Annotated in this window: 15 protein-coding genes and 1 tRNA gene; 13 read left to right on the top strand and 3 right to left on the bottom strand. The window is 38.1% G+C overall.

What is annotated here, in order from left to right:
* The first annotated feature begins 48 nt into the window (after nt 1-48).
* The 6 genes from ACZZZK_RS12585 (at nt 49) to ACZZZK_RS12560 (ending at nt 13,472) form a co-directional block, all read left to right on the top strand.
* Complete coding sequence (locus ACZZZK_RS12585; RefSeq protein WP_463484438.1) at nt 49-1,740, top strand: S41 family peptidase; 1,692 nt, start codon at nt 49-51, stop codon at nt 1,738-1,740.
* Between the two features lie 35 nt (nt 1,741-1,775).
* On the top strand, nt 1,776-3,101 hold the full coding sequence (locus ACZZZK_RS12580; protein WP_463484437.1) for an alpha-L-fucosidase: 1,326 nt from the start codon (nt 1,776-1,778) through the stop codon (nt 3,099-3,101).
* A 160-nt stretch (nt 3,102-3,261) separates the two neighbouring features.
* Nucleotides 3,262-5,520 carry a GH92 family glycosyl hydrolase gene (locus ACZZZK_RS12575; protein ID WP_463484436.1) on the top strand — a complete coding sequence of 753 codons (2,259 nt, stop codon included), beginning with the start codon at nt 3,262-3,264 and terminating at the stop codon, nt 5,518-5,520.
* Nucleotides 5,521-5,749: 229 nt separating this feature from the next.
* Entirely contained in the window at nt 5,750-8,350 is a 2,601-nt protein-coding gene (locus ACZZZK_RS12570) for a glycoside hydrolase family 2 protein (protein WP_463484435.1), read from the top strand.
* A gap of 391 nt (nt 8,351-8,741) precedes the next feature.
* Nucleotides 8,742-11,945, top strand: a complete 3,204-nt coding sequence (locus ACZZZK_RS12565; protein WP_463484434.1) for a SusC/RagA family TonB-linked outer membrane protein — start codon at nt 8,742-8,744, stop codon at nt 11,943-11,945.
* Nucleotides 11,946-11,954: 9 nt separating this feature from the next.
* The gene (locus tag ACZZZK_RS12560) at nt 11,955-13,472 is read left to right on the top strand and encodes a RagB/SusD family nutrient uptake outer membrane protein (RefSeq protein WP_463484433.1); all 1,518 of its coding nucleotides are present in this window, start codon (nt 11,955-11,957) and stop codon (nt 13,470-13,472) included.
* Between the two features lie 161 nt (nt 13,473-13,633).
* On the opposite strand, the gene ACZZZK_RS12555 is transcribed toward ACZZZK_RS12560, so the two are convergent.
* Together ACZZZK_RS12555 and ACZZZK_RS12550 are read right to left on the bottom strand one after the other, a co-directional pair.
* Complete coding sequence (locus tag ACZZZK_RS12555; protein WP_056850742.1) at nt 13,634-13,960, bottom strand: 2Fe-2S iron-sulfur cluster-binding protein; 327 nt, start codon at nt 13,958-13,960, stop codon at nt 13,634-13,636.
* Nucleotides 13,961-14,029: 69 nt separating this feature from the next.
* A complete protein-coding gene (locus ACZZZK_RS12550) occupies nt 14,030-15,040 on the bottom strand; it encodes an NAD(P)/FAD-dependent oxidoreductase (RefSeq protein WP_463484432.1) in 1,011 nt (336 codons plus the stop codon).
* A gap of 232 nt (nt 15,041-15,272) precedes the next feature.
* Here ACZZZK_RS12550 and ACZZZK_RS12545 point away from each other — a divergent pair, with 232 nt between their 5' ends.
* Nucleotides 15,273-15,956: a hypothetical protein gene (locus ACZZZK_RS12545; protein WP_463484431.1), complete on the top strand. Its 684-nt coding sequence runs from the start codon at nt 15,273-15,275 to the stop codon at nt 15,954-15,956.
* Between the two features lie 45 nt (nt 15,957-16,001).
* On the opposite strand, the gene ACZZZK_RS12540 is transcribed toward ACZZZK_RS12545, so the two are convergent.
* Nucleotides 16,002-18,041, bottom strand: coding sequence for a prolyl oligopeptidase family serine peptidase (locus ACZZZK_RS12540; protein WP_463484430.1), 2,040 nt, complete (start codon nt 18,039-18,041; stop codon nt 16,002-16,004).
* Between the two features lie 250 nt (nt 18,042-18,291).
* Between ACZZZK_RS12540 and ACZZZK_RS12535 the strand changes: the two genes are divergently transcribed.
* The 6 genes from ACZZZK_RS12535 to ACZZZK_RS12510 all read left to right on the top strand — a co-directional run bounded on the left by ACZZZK_RS12535 (nt 18,292) and on the right by ACZZZK_RS12510 (nt 22,571).
* Nucleotides 18,292-19,032 (top strand): UDP-2,3-diacylglucosamine diphosphatase, encoded by a 741-nt coding sequence (locus ACZZZK_RS12535; protein ID WP_463484429.1) that lies wholly within the window; start codon nt 18,292-18,294, stop codon nt 19,030-19,032.
* 421 nt (nt 19,033-19,453) lie between these two features.
* The gene (gene prfA, locus ACZZZK_RS12530; protein ID WP_056850900.1) at nt 19,454-20,527 is read left to right on the top strand and encodes a peptide chain release factor 1; all 1,074 of its coding nucleotides are present in this window, start codon (nt 19,454-19,456) and stop codon (nt 20,525-20,527) included.
* A 103-nt stretch (nt 20,528-20,630) separates the two neighbouring features.
* Nucleotides 20,631-20,704, top strand: a tRNA-Asp gene (locus ACZZZK_RS12525).
* A gap of 58 nt (nt 20,705-20,762) precedes the next feature.
* Entirely contained in the window at nt 20,763-21,047 is a 285-nt protein-coding gene (locus ACZZZK_RS12520) for a GIY-YIG nuclease family protein (RefSeq protein WP_463484428.1), read from the top strand.
* A gap of 115 nt (nt 21,048-21,162) precedes the next feature.
* A complete protein-coding gene (locus tag ACZZZK_RS12515) occupies nt 21,163-21,447 on the top strand; it encodes a GIY-YIG nuclease family protein (protein ID WP_463484424.1) in 285 nt (94 codons plus the stop codon).
* Nucleotides 21,448-21,650: 203 nt separating this feature from the next.
* The gene (locus tag ACZZZK_RS12510; protein ID WP_463484427.1) at nt 21,651-22,571 is read left to right on the top strand and encodes a hypothetical protein; all 921 of its coding nucleotides are present in this window, start codon (nt 21,651-21,653) and stop codon (nt 22,569-22,571) included.
* The last annotated feature ends 70 nt before the right edge of the window (nt 22,572-22,641 follow it).

Below are 22,641 nucleotides of genomic sequence, written 5' to 3'. Positions count from 1 at the left end.
AAACAAATCATCCATCAGCTTGCTGTTTTGGATTCCAGAATTTAAGGTATGAAGAAACTAAAATATTATGTTTTAGCAGCAGGTTTGACTTTAGCTGTTTTCTCTTTTTCATTTAGGGAAGATCTATTTCTGGTATCGAAAAACTTAGACATTTTCGCATCGCTGTATAAAGAAATCAATATCAATTATGTTGATGAAACCAATGCGCCTCAGTTAATGAAAACAGGGATTGATGCCATGTTGGAAACACTCGATCCTTATACAGAATATGTTCCCGAATCGGAAATCGAAGATTACAAACTAAAATATATTAGCACCCAATACGGTGGAATTGGCGCAGCAACGGTACTTATTGACGGAAAACTTTTTGTAAATGATGTAAGTGAGGGCTATCCGGCTAACAAAGGTGATGTGAAAGCCGGCGACCAGATCTTAAAAATAAATGGAATCGAAATCAAAGGTAAAGATCGCACTCAAATTAGTCAGTTGTTGCGTGGCCCAAAAGGTACACCAGTCGATTTGACCTTGATGAGAGACGGTAAAGAGATTTCCAAAAAATTAAACCGTGATGAAATTAAGCAACCTAACGTATCTTACTCGGGTATGATTGGCGATGGCATTGGTTACATTAGGTTGGATAAATTCTTAGAAAATTCTGGTCAGGAAGTGAGGGATGCTTTAGTTAACCTTAACAAAGAAAACCCTAAAGGCATTGTTTTGGATTTAAGAAATAATGGTGGGGGTATTTTGCAGGAGGCTGTTAAAATTGTAAATCTATTTGTAGATAAAGATCAGTTAGTGGTAATTCAAAAAGGTAAAAATGCCGAAAAAACCATCACCTATAAAACGCAGATGATGCCAGTATCTCCCTCAGTTCCATTGGTGGTTTTAGTAAACGGCAATTCTGCATCGGCTTCCGAAATTGTGGCCGGTTCGTTACAGGATTTAGATCGGGCTATTGTAGTTGGCCAACGCAGTTATGGAAAGGGATTGGTGCAGCAAACATTTAATCTTCCGTATAACAGTTTGGTTAAAGTTACTGTAGCCAAGTATTACACACCATCAGGCCGATGCATTCAAAAACTCGATTATACCCATAAGGATGTCAATGGAATGGCTGAGCGATTTGCCGATTCTACTATTGCGATGTATCAAACGAAAGCGGGCAGAAATGTTTACAGTGGAAATGGCGTTTACCCCGATTTGGTAGTCAACGCAGATAAACTTAGTCCGGTTACCATTACCATGATTAACAAAAGTTTATTCTTTAACTATGCCAATATCTTTTCGAAAAAAACTACAAAATTAGAATCAGCGAAAACATTCCAGGTTTCAGATGCAGATTATGCTGCATTTGTAAGCACCTTGGCTGATAAAGACCTCACCTATCAAAGCAGAACAGAAAGATTATTATCTGATTTACGTGTTGAGGCAGAAAAAGAAAATAAATCAGCGGAGGTGAAAGCTGATTTAGAAAATTTGAAATACAAGCTTACTTCATCAAAAAAGAATGATTTGGCTACACATAAGGCAGAAATAAAAAGGGTTTTAGAAGCACAAATTATAAGCAGATATTTTTACGAGAAAGGTAGAATAGAGCAGAGTTTCCAATACGATAAAGAACTGGCGGCAGCAAAAACCCTGTTTGCCAATCAAACTCAAATGTTGGCTATTTTAAAAGGAGATGGCAATTATAAAGTAATTGGCAAGCCCGTTAAGGAACCGACAAGTATAGATTAGACCATCCTTTCTTCAACCAAATTTAAACATCAGTTATGAAAAAATTATGCCTGATCATTGCTTTTATTGTAAATGGTTTGTTTGCTGGTGCACAAAATTATGTGCCTGCCCCATCTAATATCGAAGCACGCAATTGGTTTGCCGATGCTCGCTTCGGGCTGTTTATTCACTGGGGTCCATTTAGCATTCCTGGAAGTGGCGAGTGGGTAATGAACGAGCGGAAAGTTACCGTGGAGAACTACACCCGTTTGGAAAAGTTCTTTAACCCCATCGATTTTGATGCGCAAAAATGGGTCGCAACGGCTAAAAATGCCGGGATGAAATACATTACCCTAATCACAAGGCATCATGATGGTTTTAGCATGTGGGATACCAAATATTCGGGTTTCAATATCATGAACACCCCTTACAAGAAGGATATTGTGAAGATGATGGCAGACGAGTGTAAAAAACAAGGCATTAAACTCTTTCTTTATTACTCCATACTCGATTGGCGCCGCGAAGATTATCCACATGAAACGGGCAGAACTGGCCAGTTTAGCGGGAGAAAAGGACATGGAAACTACGCAAGTTATCTTCAGTTTATGAAAAACCAACTCACCGAGTTGCTCACCAACTATGGTGAAATTGGTGGTATTTGGTTCGATGGTCATTGGGATCAAACCGCTCCCGAAGGAGAGAAAGACCGAACTTCTAGACTCGATTGGAAGTATGACGAAATTTATGGTTTAATACACAAGCTTCAGCCTCAATGCATGATCGGTAATAACCACCATCTTTCCCCATTGCCAGGAGAAGATTTCCAAATGTTTGAACAAGATTTACCTGGAGAGAATAAATCTGGTTTAAGCTTTCAGGAAGCAAGTGCCCAAATTCCTTTAGAAGCTTGTCAGACTATAAACGGTTCCTGGGGATTTAGCCTCACTGATACTTCCTATAAAAGTGAAACCAAACTTATTCAAACCCTGGTGAAGGCAGCAGCTTTAGGGGCTAACTTATTGTTAAATATAGGCCCTATGCCAAACGGAGAAATCCAGCCTGAGTTTACTGAGCGACTAAATAGTATGGGCGATTGGTTAAAAATATATGGAGAAAGTATTTATGGTTCCAACTCAGGTTACTTAAAACCGCAAGATTGGGGATGCATTACGCAAAAAAGCGACAAACTATTTATTCATATTTTTAAAGCACAGCCTGAAATTTTGTTGAAAGGCTTCCCATTTAAGAAAATACAAAAAGCTTATTATTTAAAAGATAAGAAAGCGGTAAGCGCAACTTTAAAAAACGGTTCGCTCCATATTCCTATTACTGGAAATATCAATAAAAATGATGAGGTAATTGTGCTTGAAATCAAGAAGTAAACATTGTTGAATTACTGCAAAATTTTTAGTGATGACAGGCTTCTTCAGTAAAAGAAGCACAATCAATTGAGTAGTCGTGATCAACTTTTCCCGAATAATTCTCTAAGTCCATTTATAATTTATTAATTTGTAAATCGATTTAGCTTATCCTATTTAGACTATGAAAATTTTTAGTGCAAAATTAATCGTTTTTGCTTCGGCCATATTATTCACCAATGGAATCAACGCTCAGCAAAATTCGAAACTAACTCAGTTTGTAGATCCCATTATTGGTTCTGCAAAACACGGGCATGTTTTTGTTGGCGCAAATGTTCCTTTCGGAGCGGTACAACTTGGTCCAAACAATATTATGGAAGGCTGGGATTGGTGCAGCGGTTACAACTACGTAAGCAAGACCATCACTGGTTTTTCGCATACCCACCTAAGTGGAACCGGCATTGGCGATTTGGGCGACATTTCAATTATGCCCGTAACAGGCGCAACTGTTTTAGAGAAAGGTAAAAAGGGAGAAGAGGATAAAGGCTACCTGTCGACATTTTCGCACCAAAATGAAAATGCCAAAGCTGGTTATTACAGTGTTTTACTCGATAAATACAAAATTAAGGCAGAACTAACGGCTACCGAACGTGTAGGTTTTCATCAATACACCTTTCCGAAAAATGCCCCAACGCCACATGTTATGATCGATTTGGTGGAAGGCATCGGTTGGGATGCACCAACAAATGCATCTTTTAAACAAATCGACGCCAATACTATTGTCGGGAATAGAAATTCTAAAGGCTGGGCAAATGATCAGCGCTTGTATTTCGTCATCAAGTTTTCTCAACCCCTAAGAAGCTTCGATATTTATGAAGATAATCAGCTGAAAGAAAGCAAAGATGTTAATGGCAAAAAGCTGAAAGCAGTAGCCAGTTTTGCAGCAATTAACAATAATAAACTTCAGATAAAAGTGGCCTTATCTCCGGTAAGCATTGAAAATGCCATCTTAAACCTTTCAACTGAACTGCCTGGGTGGGATTTTGCATCCACGACGAAGAAAGCTGATGCGAAATGGGAAAAAGAATTGTCGAAGGTTAAAATCAATGCTTCAGCCAATACAAAAAAAATATTCTATACCGCTTTGTTTCATACCATGACGGCACCATCACTTTTTAATGATGTGAACAACGATTATCTAGGCACCGACAAAAAAGTATATAAACAGGCTAATTTCACCAACTACACTACTTTTTCACTTTGGGATACTTACAGGGCGGCGCATCCTTTATACACTATCTTACATCAGGATCGGGTGAGTGATGTAGTGAACACCATGTTGGCCATTTACAAGGAGCAGGGCAAACTTCCGGTTTGGCATTTAATGGGCAACGAAACCAATACCATGGTGGGCTATCATGCTGTTCCGGTTATAGTAGATGCTTATTTGAAAGGCTACCGCGGTTTTGATGAAAATCTTGCTTATGAAGCAGTAAAACAATCTGCCATGCAAAAAACGGAAGGCATCGATTACATTCAGCAACTTAAGTACATTCCAGCCGATAAAGTTAACGAATCTGTTGCCAAAGCCCTGGAATATGCGATCGACGATTACTGTATAGCCATGTTTGCAAAGGCGCTTAATAAAACTGAAGATTATCGATATTTTAGCAAAAGGGCACAGCTTTACCGCCAATATTTTGATCAGGATGTTCAGTTTATGCGTGGTAAAATGGCCGATGGGAAATGGCGTACGCCGTTTAGTCCGGTTAAGGCCAAGCACCGTGAAGATGATTATACAGAGGGTAATGCCTGGCAATATACCTGGTTGGTTCCTCAGGATGTGGAGGGTTTGATCAATCTTTTCGGTGGCGATAAACCTTTTGTAAACAAACTCGATTCTTTATTTATCGTTCCTGCCGATTTAGGTGAAAACAGCTCACCTGATATCTCTGGTTTGATCGGCAATTACGCTCAGGGAAATGAGCCCGGTCACCACATTCCTTATTTATATGCTTATGCCGGTCAGCCCTGGAAAACAGCCGAATTGATTCGCAAAATTGACAACGATTTCTTTACTGCGAAGCCTGATGGTTTGTGTGGAAACGAAGATGTAGGCCAAATGAGCGCCTGGTACGTTTTTTCTGCGCTTGGTTTTTATCCTGTAAATCCCGCCAATGGTACCTATGTTTTTGGTACGCCTTTAATTAATTCGGCAACCATTAAATTGGAAGGAAACAAGAACTTCGACATTAAAGTGCTAGGAAATTCTGTGGCAAATAAGTACATACAACGCATTTTAATTAATGGCAAACCTTATAATAAGTCGTTTATTGAGCATAAAACCATAGTAAATGGCGGTTCCATGGAAATTTACATGGGCAATACGCCATCAAAATTATGGGGCATTAATGCTGCAGATCGACCAGTTTCAGGGAAATAGTGAGTTGGAAATTTACGGGAGATCGTTTTGGCTAGGGTAGCCCTGCTATCACTAAAATCTTTTTAATTTGTAGAGTTGACAACTTTCTTTCTCGGTTGCCATAAAGTTGTCAACTCTTGAAAACAAATAAAAAGTATTTCCGTTCTATCAGGTTTATTATTAACGGTTGGTAATTCTTCGGAAAGACCAAGCCAATAGTTTAAAAAATATTTAATTAAAAAACTCATTTATGAGGAAATTGCTCTTTTCGCTTTTGTTTTTAGCTGCTTTAAACACGCAAGCCCAACGCTACGAACTTAATTCTGGCTGGCTTTGTGCCAACATTAAAGACGCTAATGCTACCGGAAGCCAGATTTCCAGCTCGAACTTCGGGCTAAATAATTGGTTGCCTGCTACAGTTCCAGGGACGGTTTTAACCACTTTGCTTGATAACAAAAAAGTTCCTGATCCATTTTATGGAATGAACAACGAGAAAATTGCCGATATCTATAAAACGGGGAACGAGCATTATACTTATTGGTTTGTGAAGGACTTTGATGAAAAAGCTATCGGCAACGAACAGGTATGGATACAATTTCGTGGGATAAATTATAAAGCTGATTTTTTTCTCAACGGAAAGAAGATCAATGCGAAAACGCATGAAGGCATGCATATTCGTGCCAACTACAACATCACAAAATTTCTTTCTGCCACAGGCAAAAACCGCTTGGCCGTAATCGTTTATCCACCAGATTTTCCCGGCAATCCAAACGGCGGGCAAGGTGGCGACGGAACAATTGCCAAAGGATTAACCACGCAATATACGGCTGGCTGGGATTGGATTCAGCCCACTCGTGATCGAAACACAGGGATTTGGGATAAAGTGATTATCGAAAAAACAAGGTCTATCAATGTAAAAAACCCGCATGTAGTTACGCTGGTTCCTGGCAAAAGAGTACCGAATGCCAAACAACAACCAGCTACCATCAAAGTTTCGGTTGAGGTAGAAAATCCAACAGCTAAAGCCGTTGCAGGTATTTTGCAATACCAAATTGCTGGCAAAACAGTTAGCAAAACAGTTTCTATCGCTGCGAATAAAACTACAGAAATAATATTTGCGGATTTAGCTTTGGAAAACCCTAAACTTTGGTGGCCTAGTGGTTATGGAAAGCAGGATTTATATCCGGTTAACATCAAATTTTTAAATGGAAGCCAGGTTTTGGATCAGGAAAATTTGAAAGTTGGCATCCGCCAGATTGATAATATTTGGAATGACCGTACCCAAAGTATGGGCGCTTATGTAAATGGCCAAAAGATTTTCATCAAAGGCGGTAACTGGATCATTTCTGATGCGATGCTGCGTTTCTCCGATGCCCGTTACGATGCCGAAGTTCGTTACCACAAGGATATGAACCTAAACCTGATCAGGATTTGGGGCGGTGCCATTTTAGAAAGGCCTGAGTTTTATAATGCCTGCGATAAGTATGGCTTGCTCGTTTTTCAGGATTTTTGGTTCAGTGGCGATTGCAATGGCCGTTGGGTAGATCCCTTAAAAAAAGAAGATCAGTGGACGAGAAGGAATTATCCCGACAATCATCCACTGGTTTTAACAGCGATTGAAGATCAGGTAAAAATGATTCGTAACCATGCTTCACTTGCTTTCTGGTGCGGCGGAAATGAAATTACGCCGCCAGAGGATATTCTAAATCCGATTAAAAATGATATTCTGCCACGATTGGATGGCACGCGGAAGTTTTTCGATTTTTCTAATAGTGATGAGATGTCGTACAATTCAATCGGTGGTAATGGCGATGGGCCTTATGGTATTCAAGATCCAAAAAGCTTTTGGGCGGTAAAAACATTTCCTTACAACTCCGAAGTGGGTTCAGTTGGCGTAGGAGATTACGAATCATTGGAGCGTTTTATCCCAAAAGAAAATATGGTTGCACCACAATTTAAAAGCAAGCCAGATTCGGTTTGGGATTATCATAAATACATTGGTTACGATCAGTATATTAATCCTTATGGCAAAACTAAAGATGCAAAGGATTTTGCAATGAAGGCACAGCTCGTCAACTATGATCAATATCGTGCTTTGATGGAAGGCTTCTCTAATAAAATGTGGGATTGGTACACGGGTTCTATTATTTGGAAAACACAAAACCCATGGACGGCGCTTCGTGGTCAAATGTACGATTACTACCTCGACCCAAATGCTTGCCTTTATGGTTTGCGCAAAGGAAGTGAGCCCCTTCATATCATGATGAATCCACTGGATAGCATGGTAACGGTAGTGAATAACGGTTTTACAGATCGTAATAATTTAATGGTGCAAGCCAAGCTTCACGATATGGATGGAAAAGATTATTTCTATTCGCAGGTTTTCAATTCCATTGGTGCATCTTCCGTTCGTCGCTTTTTTCCATTGAATGATTTTCTGAAAAAACTTGACCAGAAAGATGGTGTGTTTGTCTCACTCAAACTGTTGAATGAAAAACAGGAGGTTTTAAGTGAAAATATTTACTGGCTGGCTGATAAGGATGGCAATTATAAAGGTTTGCAAAATTTAAAACCAGCGGCTTTAAAGGTGAATGCCGTTAAAAAATCTGACGACAAGGTGGAAGTAACATTAACTAATCCGGGTGGCAATCCTGTAGCTTTTTTCAACCGCGTGGCGTTGATCGATAGCCAAACAGGCAAGCGGATTTTACCAGCCTTTTATGATGATAACTACGTGAGCATACTGCCTGGAGAAAGCAGGTTGATAACAGTTGAATATAATGGAGTTCAAAAAACTGCTATTGAAGTTTACGGCTGGAATGTAGAGAGACAAAAAGTAACTGTTCAGTAATACTTGGTTCTATCCTTAGTTTATTAACTTCAATGGTCTGAATATGCAAAGATTTAATCTTTTGTCTTTGTATTCTATTATCAAACGTTCTTTTTACAAGGAATTTAATTCGAATTGTTAGACTATATATAAACTTTGCTCATTGTATATCGGTTTTAGCTAATTTTTCTATAACTAAATAATATTTTAGATGTTCTTTATAATATTGCTTCAATGAAATTATAACTAAAAAGTTAGTATTAATATTATTTTAACCTTAAGGTAATATTAATGTCATAACAACTTTAATTTGTCGAATTTCATGCAAATTTTGGGTTAAAGTTTGAATTACTTTTTCGTATCCCTTAAATTAGGCGGCTTAACTAATAAATCAAACAACTAATTTAAATTCATGAAAAAACTTCTACAAAGTTTGTTCGTGCTTTTGTTTTTTGCATTTAATGCAATGGCTCAAGAGCGAACAATTACTGGAACAGTAACGTCGACAGAGGATGGTTTCCCGCTTCCCGGCGTTAGTATTAAAGCGCTTGGTTCACCAGCGACTACAACGACAGGAAATGATGGTAAATTCAGCATTAGAGTTACCTCAGCAACTAAAAGTCTACAGTTTTCTTTCGTAGGTTTTGCATCTAAAACAATTACGCTTACTTCATCAAACTCAATCAATGTAGGTTTAGAAACTGATGCGAAGTCTTTACAGGAAGTAGTGATTACCACTGCGTATGGTACCACGACAAAGGGTAAAAACACAGGTTCAATATCAACAGTTGGTGCTGACGATATTGCGCAAAGACCTGTAACAAACTTAAATAGTGCGCTCGCCGGCGCTGCCCCAGGTGTGCAGGTAAATGCTGGTAATGGTCAACCAGGTTCTGGTCCAACAATTCGTGTTCGTGGGTTTGGCTCAATTTCTGCATCGAATGATCCTTTGTATATCGTTGATGGAATCCAGTATTCTGGAAATATCAGTAACATTAGTGTTGATGATATTGAAACCATTTCATTATTAAAAGATGCGGCATCTTCTGCACTTTATGGCTCAAGCGCTGGTAATGGTGTAGTTTTAATCACCACAAAAAAGGGTAGAAAAGGAAAAGAACAACTTGATTTCAGAATTATTCAAGGTTTAACTTCAAGAGGTATTCCTGAATACGAAACAGTAGATGCTTATCAGTACTATCCATTAGCATGGCAGGCCTACAGAAATAGTTTAGTTTATCCAGCTACAGGTACTGGTAGTACGTTGGCAGCAGCAAATACTGCTGCAACTAATGGAATTAGAGGATTATTATTAAATAACCCGTTCAATGTACCGAACAATGAAATTGTAGGGACTGATGGAAAGTTAAATCCTAATGCAACGTTATTATATCCAGATGATCTTAACTGGAGAGAACCTTTAGAAAGAACTGGTCAGAGAAGTGACTATTCAATGTCATATAGCGGTGCAACGGAGAAATCTGATTATTATGCATCATTAGGTTACTTGAATGAAAAAGGTTACATTATCAGATCTGATTTCAATAGAATTAACGGTCGTGTAAATATAAACACCAAACCTCTTTCGTGGTTTAGAACTGGCTTAAATGTTAATGCAAACATCACAAAATCAAATCAAGCCGACGCTGATGGCAGCGGAAGTATTGTGAATCCATTTAACTTTTCCCGTTACATTGGCCCAATTTACCCATTGTATGCTCATAACCAAACCACTGGCGAATATTTGTTAGATGCTAGTGGAGGTAAAATTTATGATACTGGTAATTTACAAGGTAGTCTTGGCATTGCAAATCGTCCGTCTGGAGCTTACGCCGGAAGACATATATTGCAGGAGACATTATTAAACTCGACATTAATAAAAAGGAATGCATTAAGTGCCAGAACTTACGGTGAAATAACTTTTCTTAAAGATTTTAAATTCACTCAGAATTTAGGAGTTGATATAAACAACTATATGCTTGGCGACTATCAAAATAAAATCGTAGGTGATGGTGCACCAGGCGGTAGAGCAAGAAATACATCTACGACAACCACTACTTACACTATTGAGCAGTTATTGAATTATAATAAGGTACTTGGTGATCATACTATTGGTGTGTTGGTTGGGCATAACAACTATGATTATGCCTATAAATATTTAACGGGTGCTCGCAATACCCAAATCTTGGATGGAAATAGCGAATTAATCAATTTTTCAACAACTTCAGATTTACAATCATACTTGCAAGATTATAGAAAGGAAGCTGTATTCACAAGGTTGAATTATGATTACAAAGCGAAATATTTTCTTACAGGATCTTACCGTCGTGACGGATCATCTAAATGGGGTCCTGGTAAGCAATGGGGTAACTTTTATTCAGCTAGTTTAGGCTGGTTGATAAGTGAGGAAAATTTCTTGAAAGATAAAACCTGGATTAATTATTTGAAATTTAGATCTTCTTACGGTTCACTAGGTAATGACGACTTATTAACCCCGGGTGGCGCTAGAATTTACAATCTGGATAGATCTCTATATAGCTTGGACAATAACAATGCTGCAGAGCCAGGGATATTATTTCAAAGTTTAGCAAACCCTAACATTACCTGGGAAACGCAAACTCAAATTGATGCAGCTGTAGAATTCGGTTTTTTCAAAAATAGATTACATGGTAGTGCTGAGGTTTTCAGCAAACAATCATCTGATTTGTTATTCAATGTTCCACTTCCATTATCCACAGGTTTAGGTATTGGTAGCGGAACTGGAACCTTTGCAAAAAACATTGGTAAAATGTGGAATAGAGGTGTCGAAATTAATTTAGCTGGTGATATTATTAAATCCCGTGATTTTAAATGGGATATGAATATCAACTGGTCATTAATTAGAAACAGAATTACGAAAATGCCAGATGAAACGCCAACAATTATTGATGGAACAAAACAATTAGCGGTAGGTCAATCCAGATATCAATATTGGTTACGCCAATGGGCTGGCGTTAACCCTGCTGACGGAGCGGGTTTATATGAAATTAATCCTCTTAATCCGGGTAGTGCCGCAGATACCAGAACAGTTAATGGGCAAAACTTTACTATTAACCCAAATAACGCATTATATGCCTATTCAGGATCTTCTATTCCTGACTTTTTTGGAAGTTTCACCAACACCTTTACTTATAAAGCATTCTCTTTATCAGTAATTATGAATTATCAAGTTGGTGGTAAAGCTTATGATGCAACATATCAATCATTAATGTCATATGCAGGTTACGGAGGCTCGTTGCATATTGATGCCCTAAATTCGTGGCAACAAATTGGCGATGCCGCTTCAATTCCAAGACTTGACGTTGGTAGATCAACTTTCAACAATGCTACATCGTCGAGATTCTTGATTGATGCATCGTATTTAAACATGAGATCAGCGATTTTAGCTTATAACCTTCCAACTACTTTTATCAAGAAGGTGGGTTTAAGTAGGGTTAATGTGTATGCTTCTGGCGAAAATCTTTTCATGCTTTCGAAGCGTAAAGGATTAGATCCATCAGAAAGTTTTACCGGTGTAAATACTAATAACTATACACCAACCCGTATAGTAAGTTTAGGACTTAATGCATCATTTTAAAAGGAAATTATGAAAACCATAAATAAATTTATTTTTCCATTAATGGCCGTTGTGCTATTGATGGGTGCTTGTAAAAAAGATTATTTATTAACTAATCCAACAGATTCAGTTGATAAAAATGCAGTATTTACTACAACAACAAATGCTTTAGCAGCATTAAACGGTATCAATAGATCATTGTATATTCAGTATTCTAGACAAGAAGAAGGTGGCCAAGGTGCTGTAAACCTTAATATTGATTATATGGGTGATGATATTGTAAATACAGTTAGTACAACAGCTTTTGGTGTGCATAAATGGGTAACACATAGAAGTGCATCAACGCTAAATAACTCTTTTATATATACGTTCTATTACAGGATCATCGCAAATGCAAATTTGATCATTGATAACATTGATAATGCTGAAGGAAGTGTAGCTGATAAGAAAATGATTAAAGCAGAGGCCTTAACATATAGAGCTTGGGCACATTTTGTATTGGTTCAGGTGTTTGGAAAACGATATGATGCGGCTGGAAATAATACCCAGGCTGGTGTTCCAATTATGAATACTTCCATTGTAGACGGAAATCCAGGAAAACCAAGAGCAAGCGTTGAAGCCGTGTATGGTCAGATTAACACCGATCTTGATTTAGCGATTACCACGTTTGCTGGGGCAACTGCTCGACCAAATAAATCGCATTTCAATATCAATGTTGCTAAAGGGATTAAAGCAAGAGTTGCATTAACCCAAGGTAAATGGGCTATTGCTGCTCAAAACGCACTTGAGGCAAGAACAGGGTTGAATTTGATGACTAACGCTGAATACCTAGCTGGGTTCAATAGTTATGAGAATCAGGAATGGATGTGGGGAAGCAAACAACAGGAAGATCAAACGACCTATTTTTATTCGTTTTTTGCTTATTTAGGTACATTTAATTCCACGGCAAACAGAACCATTCCTAAAAGAATGAATTCAATTCTTTACAACCAAATTCCTGCAACTGATGTACGTAAAGCACTTTGGGATCCAGCTGGTAACACACCTACATTTATAGCTTTCAATCAACCAGCAGGAGTAGTGTCTGGCTCAACAGCAAGTTATAAACAAGGAAAATTTAGAAATGCTGGATCTACCAGCGTTGGTGATGTGGTTAACATGAGAGTCGGCGAAATGTTCTTGATTGAAGCTGAAGCAAGAGCTCGTTTAGGAATAGCTGGTTCTGCTGCTGAAACAACTGCTGCGCAGAATGTATTATTTACATTTGCTAAAAACCGTAATCCAAGTTATGTGCTAACCACAAATACAGGTACGGCTTTATTAAATGAGATTCTTATTCAACGTAGAATTGATTTATGGGGTGAAGGATTTAGATTCTTCGACTTAAAACGCCAAGATCTTCCATTGGATAGAACAGGTAGCAACCATACTATCGCATTATCTGGTGTTTTATCGGTACCTGCGGGTGGGCCAGAATGGCAATGGGCAATTCCTCAGTCTGAAATTGATGCGAATCCAGCAATTGGGCCAGGTGGACAAAACCCTTAAAATAGCATTTTAAAAAGTTCTAAAGAGCTTCTTCATTTAAGGAAGAAGCTCTTTTTTATTGTTCTCAATCTGTATAAATGGATATTTTAAATGAATCCACTCATAACAACAAAGGGCGATGTTGAAAAACATCGCCCTTTACTTTTATCTATTTTATAAAATTAACTTACTCCGTGTAATTTCACTTTTAGGCCATCCATATTATTGTTTAACTGTAGCTGGCAAGCTAAACGAGAGTTGGGTAACAAATCAGGCAAGGTATCCAACATTGCATATTCATCATCACTCATTTCGTTTAATTTCTCTTCGCCTTCTAACACATCAACGCAACAAGTGGCACACAAAGCCATCCCGCCACAGGTAGCTAAAATATCGTATTCTGATGCTTTTAAAAATTCCATCAAACTCAAGCCCATATCGGTTGGTGCCTCGTGAGGGGTAACAGAACCATCCGGTTCTTGCATGTATATCGTAATGTTGTTTTCCATTTTTCTGCTCGCTTATTAGCGCAAACTTACTTAAAATAGTTTTTTATTGAAACAATATTAACGCAAAGCCTAAAATTCTGAAACGCCGTTTACGGTGGTATATTTCATCGTGTATTTTACCCCGGGGTTCATGTACGAATAAGCACTATGACTCATCAAAGCGGCCTCGTGGAAACCACAAAGTATCAACTTTAACTTATTAGCGTAAGTATTGATATCGCCAATGGCATAAATACCGGGAATGTTTGTAGAATAATCGTCGGTATTAACCTCAATAGCACTTTTGCTGATGTTTAAATTCCAGGCTTCAATTGGGCCTAATTTTGGACTTAAACCAAACAAAGGAATCAAATGATCTGCTTCTACAACCGTTTTTTCCATGGTACGATTCTGTACAATTTCTACTTGCTCCAACTTATCTGATCCATGAACAGCTTGTAAATTACTGTTTAAAATCAAGTTAATTTTCCCGCTTTCTGCCAATGCCATTACTTTAGCAACAGAATCCGGAGCACCACGGAAGCTCTCACTTCTATGCACCAACGTTAATTCAGAACAAACTTCAGCAAGGTAAATCGTCCAGTCCAAAGCAGAGTCGCCACCGCCAGCAATAACCATTTTCTGATCACGGTATTTTTCCGGATCAAGAATCATATAGTTAACACCTTTACCGTTTTCGAAATTTACAAGGTTTTCAACAGCAGGTTTACGTGGCTCAAAACAACCTAATCCGCCAGCAATAACCACCACTTTAGCTTCGATAACGGTTCCCATGTTCGTGGTTAAAACGAAATCAGCTTCGCCACGTTTTTCCAATCCTTCAATACGTTCACCCAAGGTGAAAGTTGGATGAAAAGGCTTTGCCTGCTCCATTAAATTATCAATAAGCTCTTGCGCCAATACCGAAGGATAACCTGGAATATCGTAAATTGGTTTCTTTGGGTAAATTTCAGAAAGCTGACCACCAACCTGAGGCAGGTAATCAATTAAATGGCAACGCATTTTTAATAAACCGGCTTCAAAAATGGCAAATAAACCAACCGGACCAGCGCCAATTACGGCTATATCAGTAGAGATCATTCAAAAAAAATTTGATGCAAAGTTACAAAATAAACTTTTATCAATTTCCCTATTTAGAAATATTCTAGATAATTCTGTAATCTTATCTTATTCAGTATTTTATATGCTTTGAAGTGATTAAATTAAAAAGATAAAAGTTTTAGCCCCTTCAAAGCGAATTATAATTGGTCTATAGATTTAATAGATTTTACTAATTTTTATATTTTGAGATTAATTTATATGTTAGCCAAAAATGGTATCTTCAATAGCGATGGACTTGGGAATTCTTCTGCCAATTTTAGGACTGCTGTTTGTGGTTTGGGCGATAACCTTTATCGTTTATAGTGAAACATGGCAACTTCCTACTGCGTTTATGCCTGTAGGTTTAGGTGCCTATATTTACCTGGAGCATCATCCGTGGAATTGGCTAATGCTTTTGCCTTTGCTTTCCGCTCTCGTTTTTAATGTTAGTGCTGTATTGAGTAAGCCGAAATTTAGAGGTTGGGTAAGTTATTTAAATTACATCCTGCTTTTGCCCGTAGTAATTTTATACCTTGTTAACTTCCGGTATCTCTTTAAAGATGATAGCCTTTTGAGAACTATTTTCGCCGGTATGGGGATCCTTGCCTTATTAATTTACGTCTCGAAATTTTGGCTATCGGATGTTATTCTACTTTTGATTAATCAACTCTACACAAAAGAAAGTAGGAATTTCGAAACAACTATTGTAAATCGGTTCATCAAGGGTGTGGGTAAAACGAGAACTTTCCATATAACAATAGGTGGTTTGGGCACTGTTGAAACCTCAGGATTTTTCTATTTATATGTCGGCCTTAAAAATATAAGCCCTTATGATAAGGTGAGGATAAAATTAAAAACAGGGTGTTTAGGCACTGAGTTTATTTCTGGTTTTCCCATGCTTATATCAAGAACTTAAATAACCTAAACAGCTTTAAGATGTGCTGATCAGCTTAAGAGATCCTCACCACTCCATTCCAAGGTTCTGAAATACAAAACTCCAAACATCAGCTGCCTCCTCAATAATTTTTGTAGTCGGTTTCCCTGCTCCGTGGCCAGCATTGGTATCTACCCTGATCAATATTGGATTCTCTCCTTGATATTTTTCCTGAAGCGTAGCTGCAAACTTAAATGAATGTGCAGGTACCACACGGTCATCATGATCGGCAGTTGTAATCAATGTTGCCGGATACTTTACGCCAGCCTTAATATTATGTAATGGCGAATATTTGATCAGATAATCAAAATCTTCTTTTTTATCGCTGCTGCCGTATTCAACTACCCAACCCCAACCGACAGTAAATTTATGATAGCGTAACATATCCAACACGCCAACTGCAGGTAATGCAACTTTAAAAAGTTCTGGTCTTTGGGTCATGCAAGCACCTACTAAGAGTCCGCCGTTCGATCCGCCCGAAATAGCGATTTTAGATGCATTGGTATAGTTTTGTTTGATCAAAAATTCGGCTGCCGCAATAAAATCGTCAAAAACATTTTGTTTCTTCTCCAGCATCCCGCCTTTGTGCCAGGCTTCGCCATATTCGCTTCCACCTCGTAAACTCGGCTGAACGTAAATACCGCCCTTTTCCAGGAATAGCATTCTTGATAAACTAAACCCTGGTGTTAAGCTTACCTGAAATCCGCCATAAGCATAAAGGAAAACTGGATTGTTGCCATCTAGTTCAATTCCTTTTTTATGAACGATGAACATCGGCACTTTAGTTCCATCTTTTGAAGAATAAAATACTTGTTTAGTTTCATAGTTGTCAGTGTTAAACTTTAGGTCAGGTTTTTTGTATAGTGAGGAAGTTGCTTTTGCGATATCATAGCGATAGATAGTGCCAGGCGTAGTGAAATTTGAGAAGGTATAAAAGAATTCTTTATCCTCCTTGTAAGCGCCGAAACCGGTGGCGGTACCAATGTCCGGCAAGTCTACTTCCCTGATTTTTTTTCCGGCTAAATTATATTGAACGAAATTTGTACTGGCATCTTTGAGGTACGAAGCCCACAAAAAGCCACCTCCCGTATCTACGCCTTCCAGCGCCAGGTTTGATTCCGGAATGATGGTTTCCCAATGGGCTGGAGCACTGTTTTCCGGATCTACGAGCACTACGCGTTTATTTTCTGCATCCAGATCAGTATTCAATAAAAGCTTGTCGCCAACATTGGCTACAATACTGTGGTTGTTTTCATAACCTTCAACCAAAAGAGAAATTCTGCCGTTAGGTATCGTCAAATCTTGATAATATAAAGCATTACCAGATGTTCCGGCACTTGCATAAATAATTAAGAAGCGCTCATCTTCTGTAACAACAGCTCCAAAATATAGGTTGGGATTGGTTGCATCTTCGAAAACAAGTTGATCATCCTCTTGTGAATCGCCTAATTTGTGATAGTAGATTTTTTGAAATTTATTGGCGGCAGATAAATCCGTACCCTTTTCAGGCTTATCGAATTTACTGTAATAGAAACCATCACCTTTCCAGGCCGCACCAGAAAATTTTGTCCATTTCAGCTCGTCTGCTAATTCCTTTTTTGAAGCAACTTCTCTGACGTAAATATTGCTCCAATCAGATCCAGCCTGAGCAACGGAATAAGCAACATATTGTTTGTTATGAGAAAAACCGATTAGAGAAACAGCTGCGGTACCATCAGCAGTTAACTTATTTGGGTCTAAAAAGACTTCCTCTTCTCCGTCGAAACCTTTTTTAATATACCAGATACTTTGGTTTTGAAGCCCGTTGTTTTTGGTGGAAAAGTAATACTCGCCAACTTTAAACAGAGCTCCTTCTTTAGGGTAATTCCATATTTCGGTTAGCTTCTTTTTAATCTCATCGCGGTAAAGAATTTGAGATAAATATTGTTGCGTCACTTTATTTTCAGCGCTTACCCATGCTGCAGTTTCAGCTGATGTATCATCCTCCAGCCAACGGTAGGGGTCGGCAACTTCGGTTCCGAAATAATGATCAACTATGCTGTCTTTTTTTGTTGCGGGATATTTCATTGAAATCATTTTTTTTTTTAGCCTTGCAAGCTAACAGGACCACTGCAAAGTAGCCAAATACAAATTGCTTTTTCATCTCGAAACGGATTTATTTACTGTTAAATGTTTTTCCCTCGGGATGATTGCACAGATGCTTGGATGACAAAGATTTTTTTCTCTTATGTGGTTTTTTGCATTCGGACTTTGGACTCCCGACTAAGGACTCCAAACTTTTTCCTTCGGACTTTTTCCACTACCTTTGAAGCCTTACATGAGCAAGAACATTTATTTCGCTTCTGACTTTCATTTAGGTACGCCGAGTTACAGCGAAAGCCGTGCCCGTGAGAATCGTATTGTAAATTGGCTAAATTTTATTGAGCCAACCTGCAGCGAATTGTTTTTAATGGGCGACATTTTCGATTTCTGGTTCGAATATGCAAAAGTTATCCCAAAGGGATTTATTCGTTTGCAAGGTAAGTTGGCCACAATGGCCGATGCTGGAATTAAAATCTACTTTTTTAAAGGCAACCATGATATGTGGGTTCGCGATTATTTTAGCCAGGAAATTGGCATGGAAATTATTGGCGATGAGAAAATTATTGAACGCAATGGTAAAAAGTTTTACCTCCATCATGGCGATGGGTTAGGGCCAGGCGATCATAAATATAAATTCTTGCGTAAAATATTTAGAAGTAAACTTTGCCAGTGGTTATTCGCTCGTTTACATCCTAACTTTGGAATTGGCATTGCAAACGCCTGGAGCCAGGGAAGTAGGGCGGCTCAGACCGAAAAGGAGGTTTTTTTAGGTGAAGATGAGGAATGGCTGGCCATTTACGCCAAAGAGCAATTACAAAAAGAGCACTTCGATTATTTTATTTTCGGGCATAGGCATTTGCCTTTAAATATTAGTTTGGGTAATGGAAGCCGCTATATAAATCTTGGTGAGTGGCTCACTTACAATTCTTACGCAGTTTTCGACGGGGCAGAATTAAAACTAGAATACTACAGATAAAATTTACAGTCTCGTTTATATTGCTGATCAGAAAGATTTTTTAAGTTTTGGAAAGCAAAATCTGTAGAATCTACAGCGTCCGTCGGGCTTTTCATTATAGTCCCGATTAGAAGGAAATCGGGAGCTGCCATTTCAATCCCGTTTAATTAATCAGGTCCCTGCTGCTATTTTAGAAACGTAAAGTTTAAAAAGGTGATTACCTTCGTTTCTAAACCTGATATAAGTGTAAAGCCACCGATTTTCTCGGTGCTTGAAACGTTAGCGGGACTGCTGACCGCCATATTTTCAGAACCATTCATTTCCAAATCCTTTAAAAACTGTATCAGCCTGTTCCAAACAAATTCAGCTTTTTTGCTTATTTTTGCATTTCCTAAATTTTTGGCTAACACCAAATCAGGAGCATTTCAATTCGAATAATACTATGTTAGATAAGTTAGAGGCCATAAAACTACGTTGGGAAGATGTAGAAGAATCGTTGAGTAATCCAGATGTGATTCAGGATATGAAACGTTTTGCGGCTTTAAATAAAGAATATAAAGACTTGGGCAAAATTGTAGATGAGTATAAAATCTACAAAAACGTGATGAGTAATATTGATGCCAATAAGGAAATTTTAGCGGTTGAAAAAGACCCTGAAATGCGGGAAATGGCCAAAGAGGAGCTCGATTTGTTGTTGAAACAACAGGAAGAAATGGAAAGTAATATCCGTTTGATGTTGATTCCTAAAGATCCGGAAGATGCTAAAAATGCAGTTTTTGAAATTCGTGGCGGAACTGGTGGCGATGAGGCAGCTTTATTTGCTGGTGATTTATACCGCATGTATACCCGCTTTTTTGAAACTAAAGGATGGAAAGTAGAAACGGTTGATGTAACTGAAGGAACCGCTGGCGGTTATAAAGAGGTGATTTTGAAAGTGAGCGGTGATGATGTGTATGGTCAGCTAAAGTATGAGAGTGGTGTACACCGCGTTCAACGTGTGCCAGATACTGAAACGCAGGGACGTGTGCATACTTCAGCCGCTTCGGTAGCTGTTTTGCCAGAGGCTGAAGAAATTGATCTTTACATTAATCCAGCTGATATTGAGTTGCAGACTTCTCGTTCGGGTGGTGCTGGTGGACAAAATGTAAACAAAGTAGAAACCAAAGTGCAGTTAACGCACAAGCCTTCGGGCATTGTGGTGGTTTGCCAGCAAGAGCGTTCTCAGTTGGGTAACCGGGTGATTGCGATGGAGATGTTGCGTAGTAAGTTGTACGACATTGAATTGCAGAAAAAGAACGGTGATATTGCTGCTAAACGTAAAACGATGGTGTCTACAGGAGACCGTTCTGCCAAGATCAGAACTTATAACTACCCTCAGGGACGTGTAACCGAACACCGTATTGGCTTAACCATGTATAATCTACCGACCATTATGGATGGAGATATTCAAGAAATTATCGATGCGTTACAGTTTGCTGAAAATGCTGAGAAAATGCAGGAAGGTGCTGGAAACTAGGCGATTAAAATTATTTTGAAATAAAATTTGCAAATAAAGATATAGTCTCTATATTTGCAACCTCGAAAGAGGAAAGAGGTTCTAGCTTTAAAGAAGAACAAAAGGAGTGGTAGTTCAGCTGGTTAGAATGCCTGCCTGTCACGCAGGAGGTCGCGGGTTCGAGTCCCGTCCATTCCGCAGCAAAAGCCTTAACTTGAAAAAGTTGAGGCTTTTTTGTTTTACACCACTATGCTCTATGGCTTTCTATATTCACACTATCCAAAGCTTGAAAGATAATTCTTTTTATAAAGGATTTACTGAAAACCCTAATTCCAGAATCATAGCGCACAATAATAGAGAATCAAAATACACCAGCTTAAAAACTCCTTGGCGTTTTGTCTATCTGGAGGAAATGCCCTCAAAACGAGCGGCATTGATTCGAGAAACAAGTCTGAAAAAATATAGTCACATTCAAATCAATCAACTTATTAACTCTCCGAAAAATGAATTGTTGGAGATTTTGGGTAGTTCAGCTGGTTAGAATGCCTGCCTGTCATCCCCATAAGATTGGGGACGGGTTCGAGTCCCGTCCATTCCGCAAAAAAGCCTTAACTTAAAAAGTTAAGGCTTTTTTGTTTCCACACCAATATGCTCCTATGGCTTTCTATATTTACATTATCCAAAGCTTGAAAGATAAATCTTTTTATAGAGGATTCACTGAAAATCCCAAGTCTAGAATCATAGCGCACAATAATAGAGAATCAAAATACACCAGCTCAAAAACTCCTTGGCATTTTGTCTATCTGGAGGAAATGCCCTCAAAACGAGAGGCATTGATTCGAGAAAGAGGTCTGAAAAAATATAGTCACCTTCAAATCAATCAACTTATTAACTCTCCGAAAAATGAACTGTTGAAGATTTTGGGTAGTTCAGCTGGTTAGAATGCCTGCCTGTCATCCCCAAAAAGATTGGGGACGGGTTCGAGTCCCGTCCATTCCGCGACAAAAGCCTTAACTTGAAAAAGTTGAGGCTTTTTTGTTTCTGGAAACACCAAATTATTATTTCGCAAGACAATGCGAGTAATTGTATTAATTTGCCAATGGCTGATTTCATAAGAAATTCGTAAGTTGTATAACTTATTAATATGAAAAAGTTGAAAGAAGTATTGTTTTTAGCAATTATCCTGACCAATATTCGCTTTGTTTATGCACAAGAGAAAAATACGGGTGATAGATTACTCAATAAAGCTCATGACAGAAATTCTGTAACAGTAGATTCCGTTGTTACTCGGGTTAGGGAGCTGTCATACAGTAAAGAATATATTAATTCGTATAAGGCCATCGCGTTTGATGAAGCTAATTTGAAGCCTCATTTTATTCCTGACATTAATAGCCCCTTAGATAGAAATAGCGATAAGTTAAAATCCTTGTTCGAAAATAAAGATGAAACAATAAAAGAGATTAAAAAGAGTCTTCTTCAGGCAAATAAAAATCCTTTGGCACAAAAACGAATGTCCGTTGTTTTTCGTAATAGCTTAGAGTTACAAAAATTAAGATTCGAGCAAATACCAGTATATTATTTAACAGCCAACATTTACAATTTTAAGCAAGGAGAAAACATTGCTAAGTATTTTAATTTACAAACAAACAGAAAGACATTTTTGGCATTTAATTATAAAAATTTGATCGGTATCGTAGATTACTATAATAAAGTTGCTAGGTTGATTATACCAAATAGACATTTGAAAGAGAATTTTATAGAAATTTCATCTATTTCAGATCAACCTATTGGTATTGATCTTTTTATATACGATAATCCGGAAAGAACTGCAGCGAACATATTTATGTGGGGCGCTGTGGTTAATGATAAGCTTGTATTCGCATTTTTAAATGAAATGAATAAGACTATTCCAGTTTCAGCTGGAAAGACTGAAAATAAATACGAAAAAGAATTTACGCTAACGATAGCGGATGCTTTTTTTGCCAGAGAAAATGGCTACAATATTATTCAGCAGTTTTTAGACAGGCAAATAGAATATTATAAAAGGATTAAGTCACTGAATTAGCATTAAACTAATTATTAAGAATTCCTCTTGCAGAGGAATAATGTGGTTCTGAATGAAGAAAATGAAAATA

This window comes from Pedobacter sp. AC163, assembly GCF_979258665.1.
Note: the sequence above shows the minus strand (reverse complement) of the source record. Positions and strands in the feature narration are given on the sequence as shown.

Bases quoted from the DNA above. Each gene is read 5' to 3' on its own strand.
- ACZZZK_RS12585 (WP_463484438.1), top strand. From the start codon at position 49: ATGAAGAAACTAAAATATTATGTTTTAGCAGCAGGTTTGACTTTAGCT.
- ACZZZK_RS12580 (WP_463484437.1), top strand. From the start codon at position 1,776: ATGAAAAAATTATGCCTGATCATTGCTTTTATTGTAAATGGTTTGTTT.
- ACZZZK_RS12575 (WP_463484436.1), top strand. From the start codon at position 3,262: ATGAAAATTTTTAGTGCAAAATTAATCGTTTTTGCTTCGGCCATATTA.
- ACZZZK_RS12570 (WP_463484435.1), top strand. From the start codon at position 5,750: ATGAGGAAATTGCTCTTTTCGCTTTTGTTTTTAGCTGCTTTAAACACG.
- ACZZZK_RS12565 (WP_463484434.1), top strand. From the start codon at position 8,742: ATGAAAAAACTTCTACAAAGTTTGTTCGTGCTTTTGTTTTTTGCATTT.
- ACZZZK_RS12560 (WP_463484433.1), top strand. From the start codon at position 11,955: ATGAAAACCATAAATAAATTTATTTTTCCATTAATGGCCGTTGTGCTA.
- ACZZZK_RS12555 (WP_056850742.1), bottom strand. From the start codon at position 13,960: ATGGAAAACAACATTACGATATACATGCAAGAACCGGATGGTTCTGTT.
- ACZZZK_RS12550 (WP_463484432.1), bottom strand. From the start codon at position 15,040: ATGATCTCTACTGATATAGCCGTAATTGGCGCTGGTCCGGTTGGTTTA.
- ACZZZK_RS12545 (WP_463484431.1), top strand. From the start codon at position 15,273: ATGGTATCTTCAATAGCGATGGACTTGGGAATTCTTCTGCCAATTTTA.
- ACZZZK_RS12540 (WP_463484430.1), bottom strand. From the start codon at position 18,041: ATGAAATATCCCGCAACAAAAAAAGACAGCATAGTTGATCATTATTTC.
- ACZZZK_RS12535 (WP_463484429.1), top strand. From the start codon at position 18,292: ATGAGCAAGAACATTTATTTCGCTTCTGACTTTCATTTAGGTACGCCG.
- prfA (WP_056850900.1), top strand. From the start codon at position 19,454: ATGTTAGATAAGTTAGAGGCCATAAAACTACGTTGGGAAGATGTAGAA.
- ACZZZK_RS12520 (WP_463484428.1), top strand. From the start codon at position 20,763: ATGGCTTTCTATATTCACACTATCCAAAGCTTGAAAGATAATTCTTTT.
- ACZZZK_RS12515 (WP_463484424.1), top strand. From the start codon at position 21,163: ATGGCTTTCTATATTTACATTATCCAAAGCTTGAAAGATAAATCTTTT.
- ACZZZK_RS12510 (WP_463484427.1), top strand. From the start codon at position 21,651: ATGAAAAAGTTGAAAGAAGTATTGTTTTTAGCAATTATCCTGACCAAT.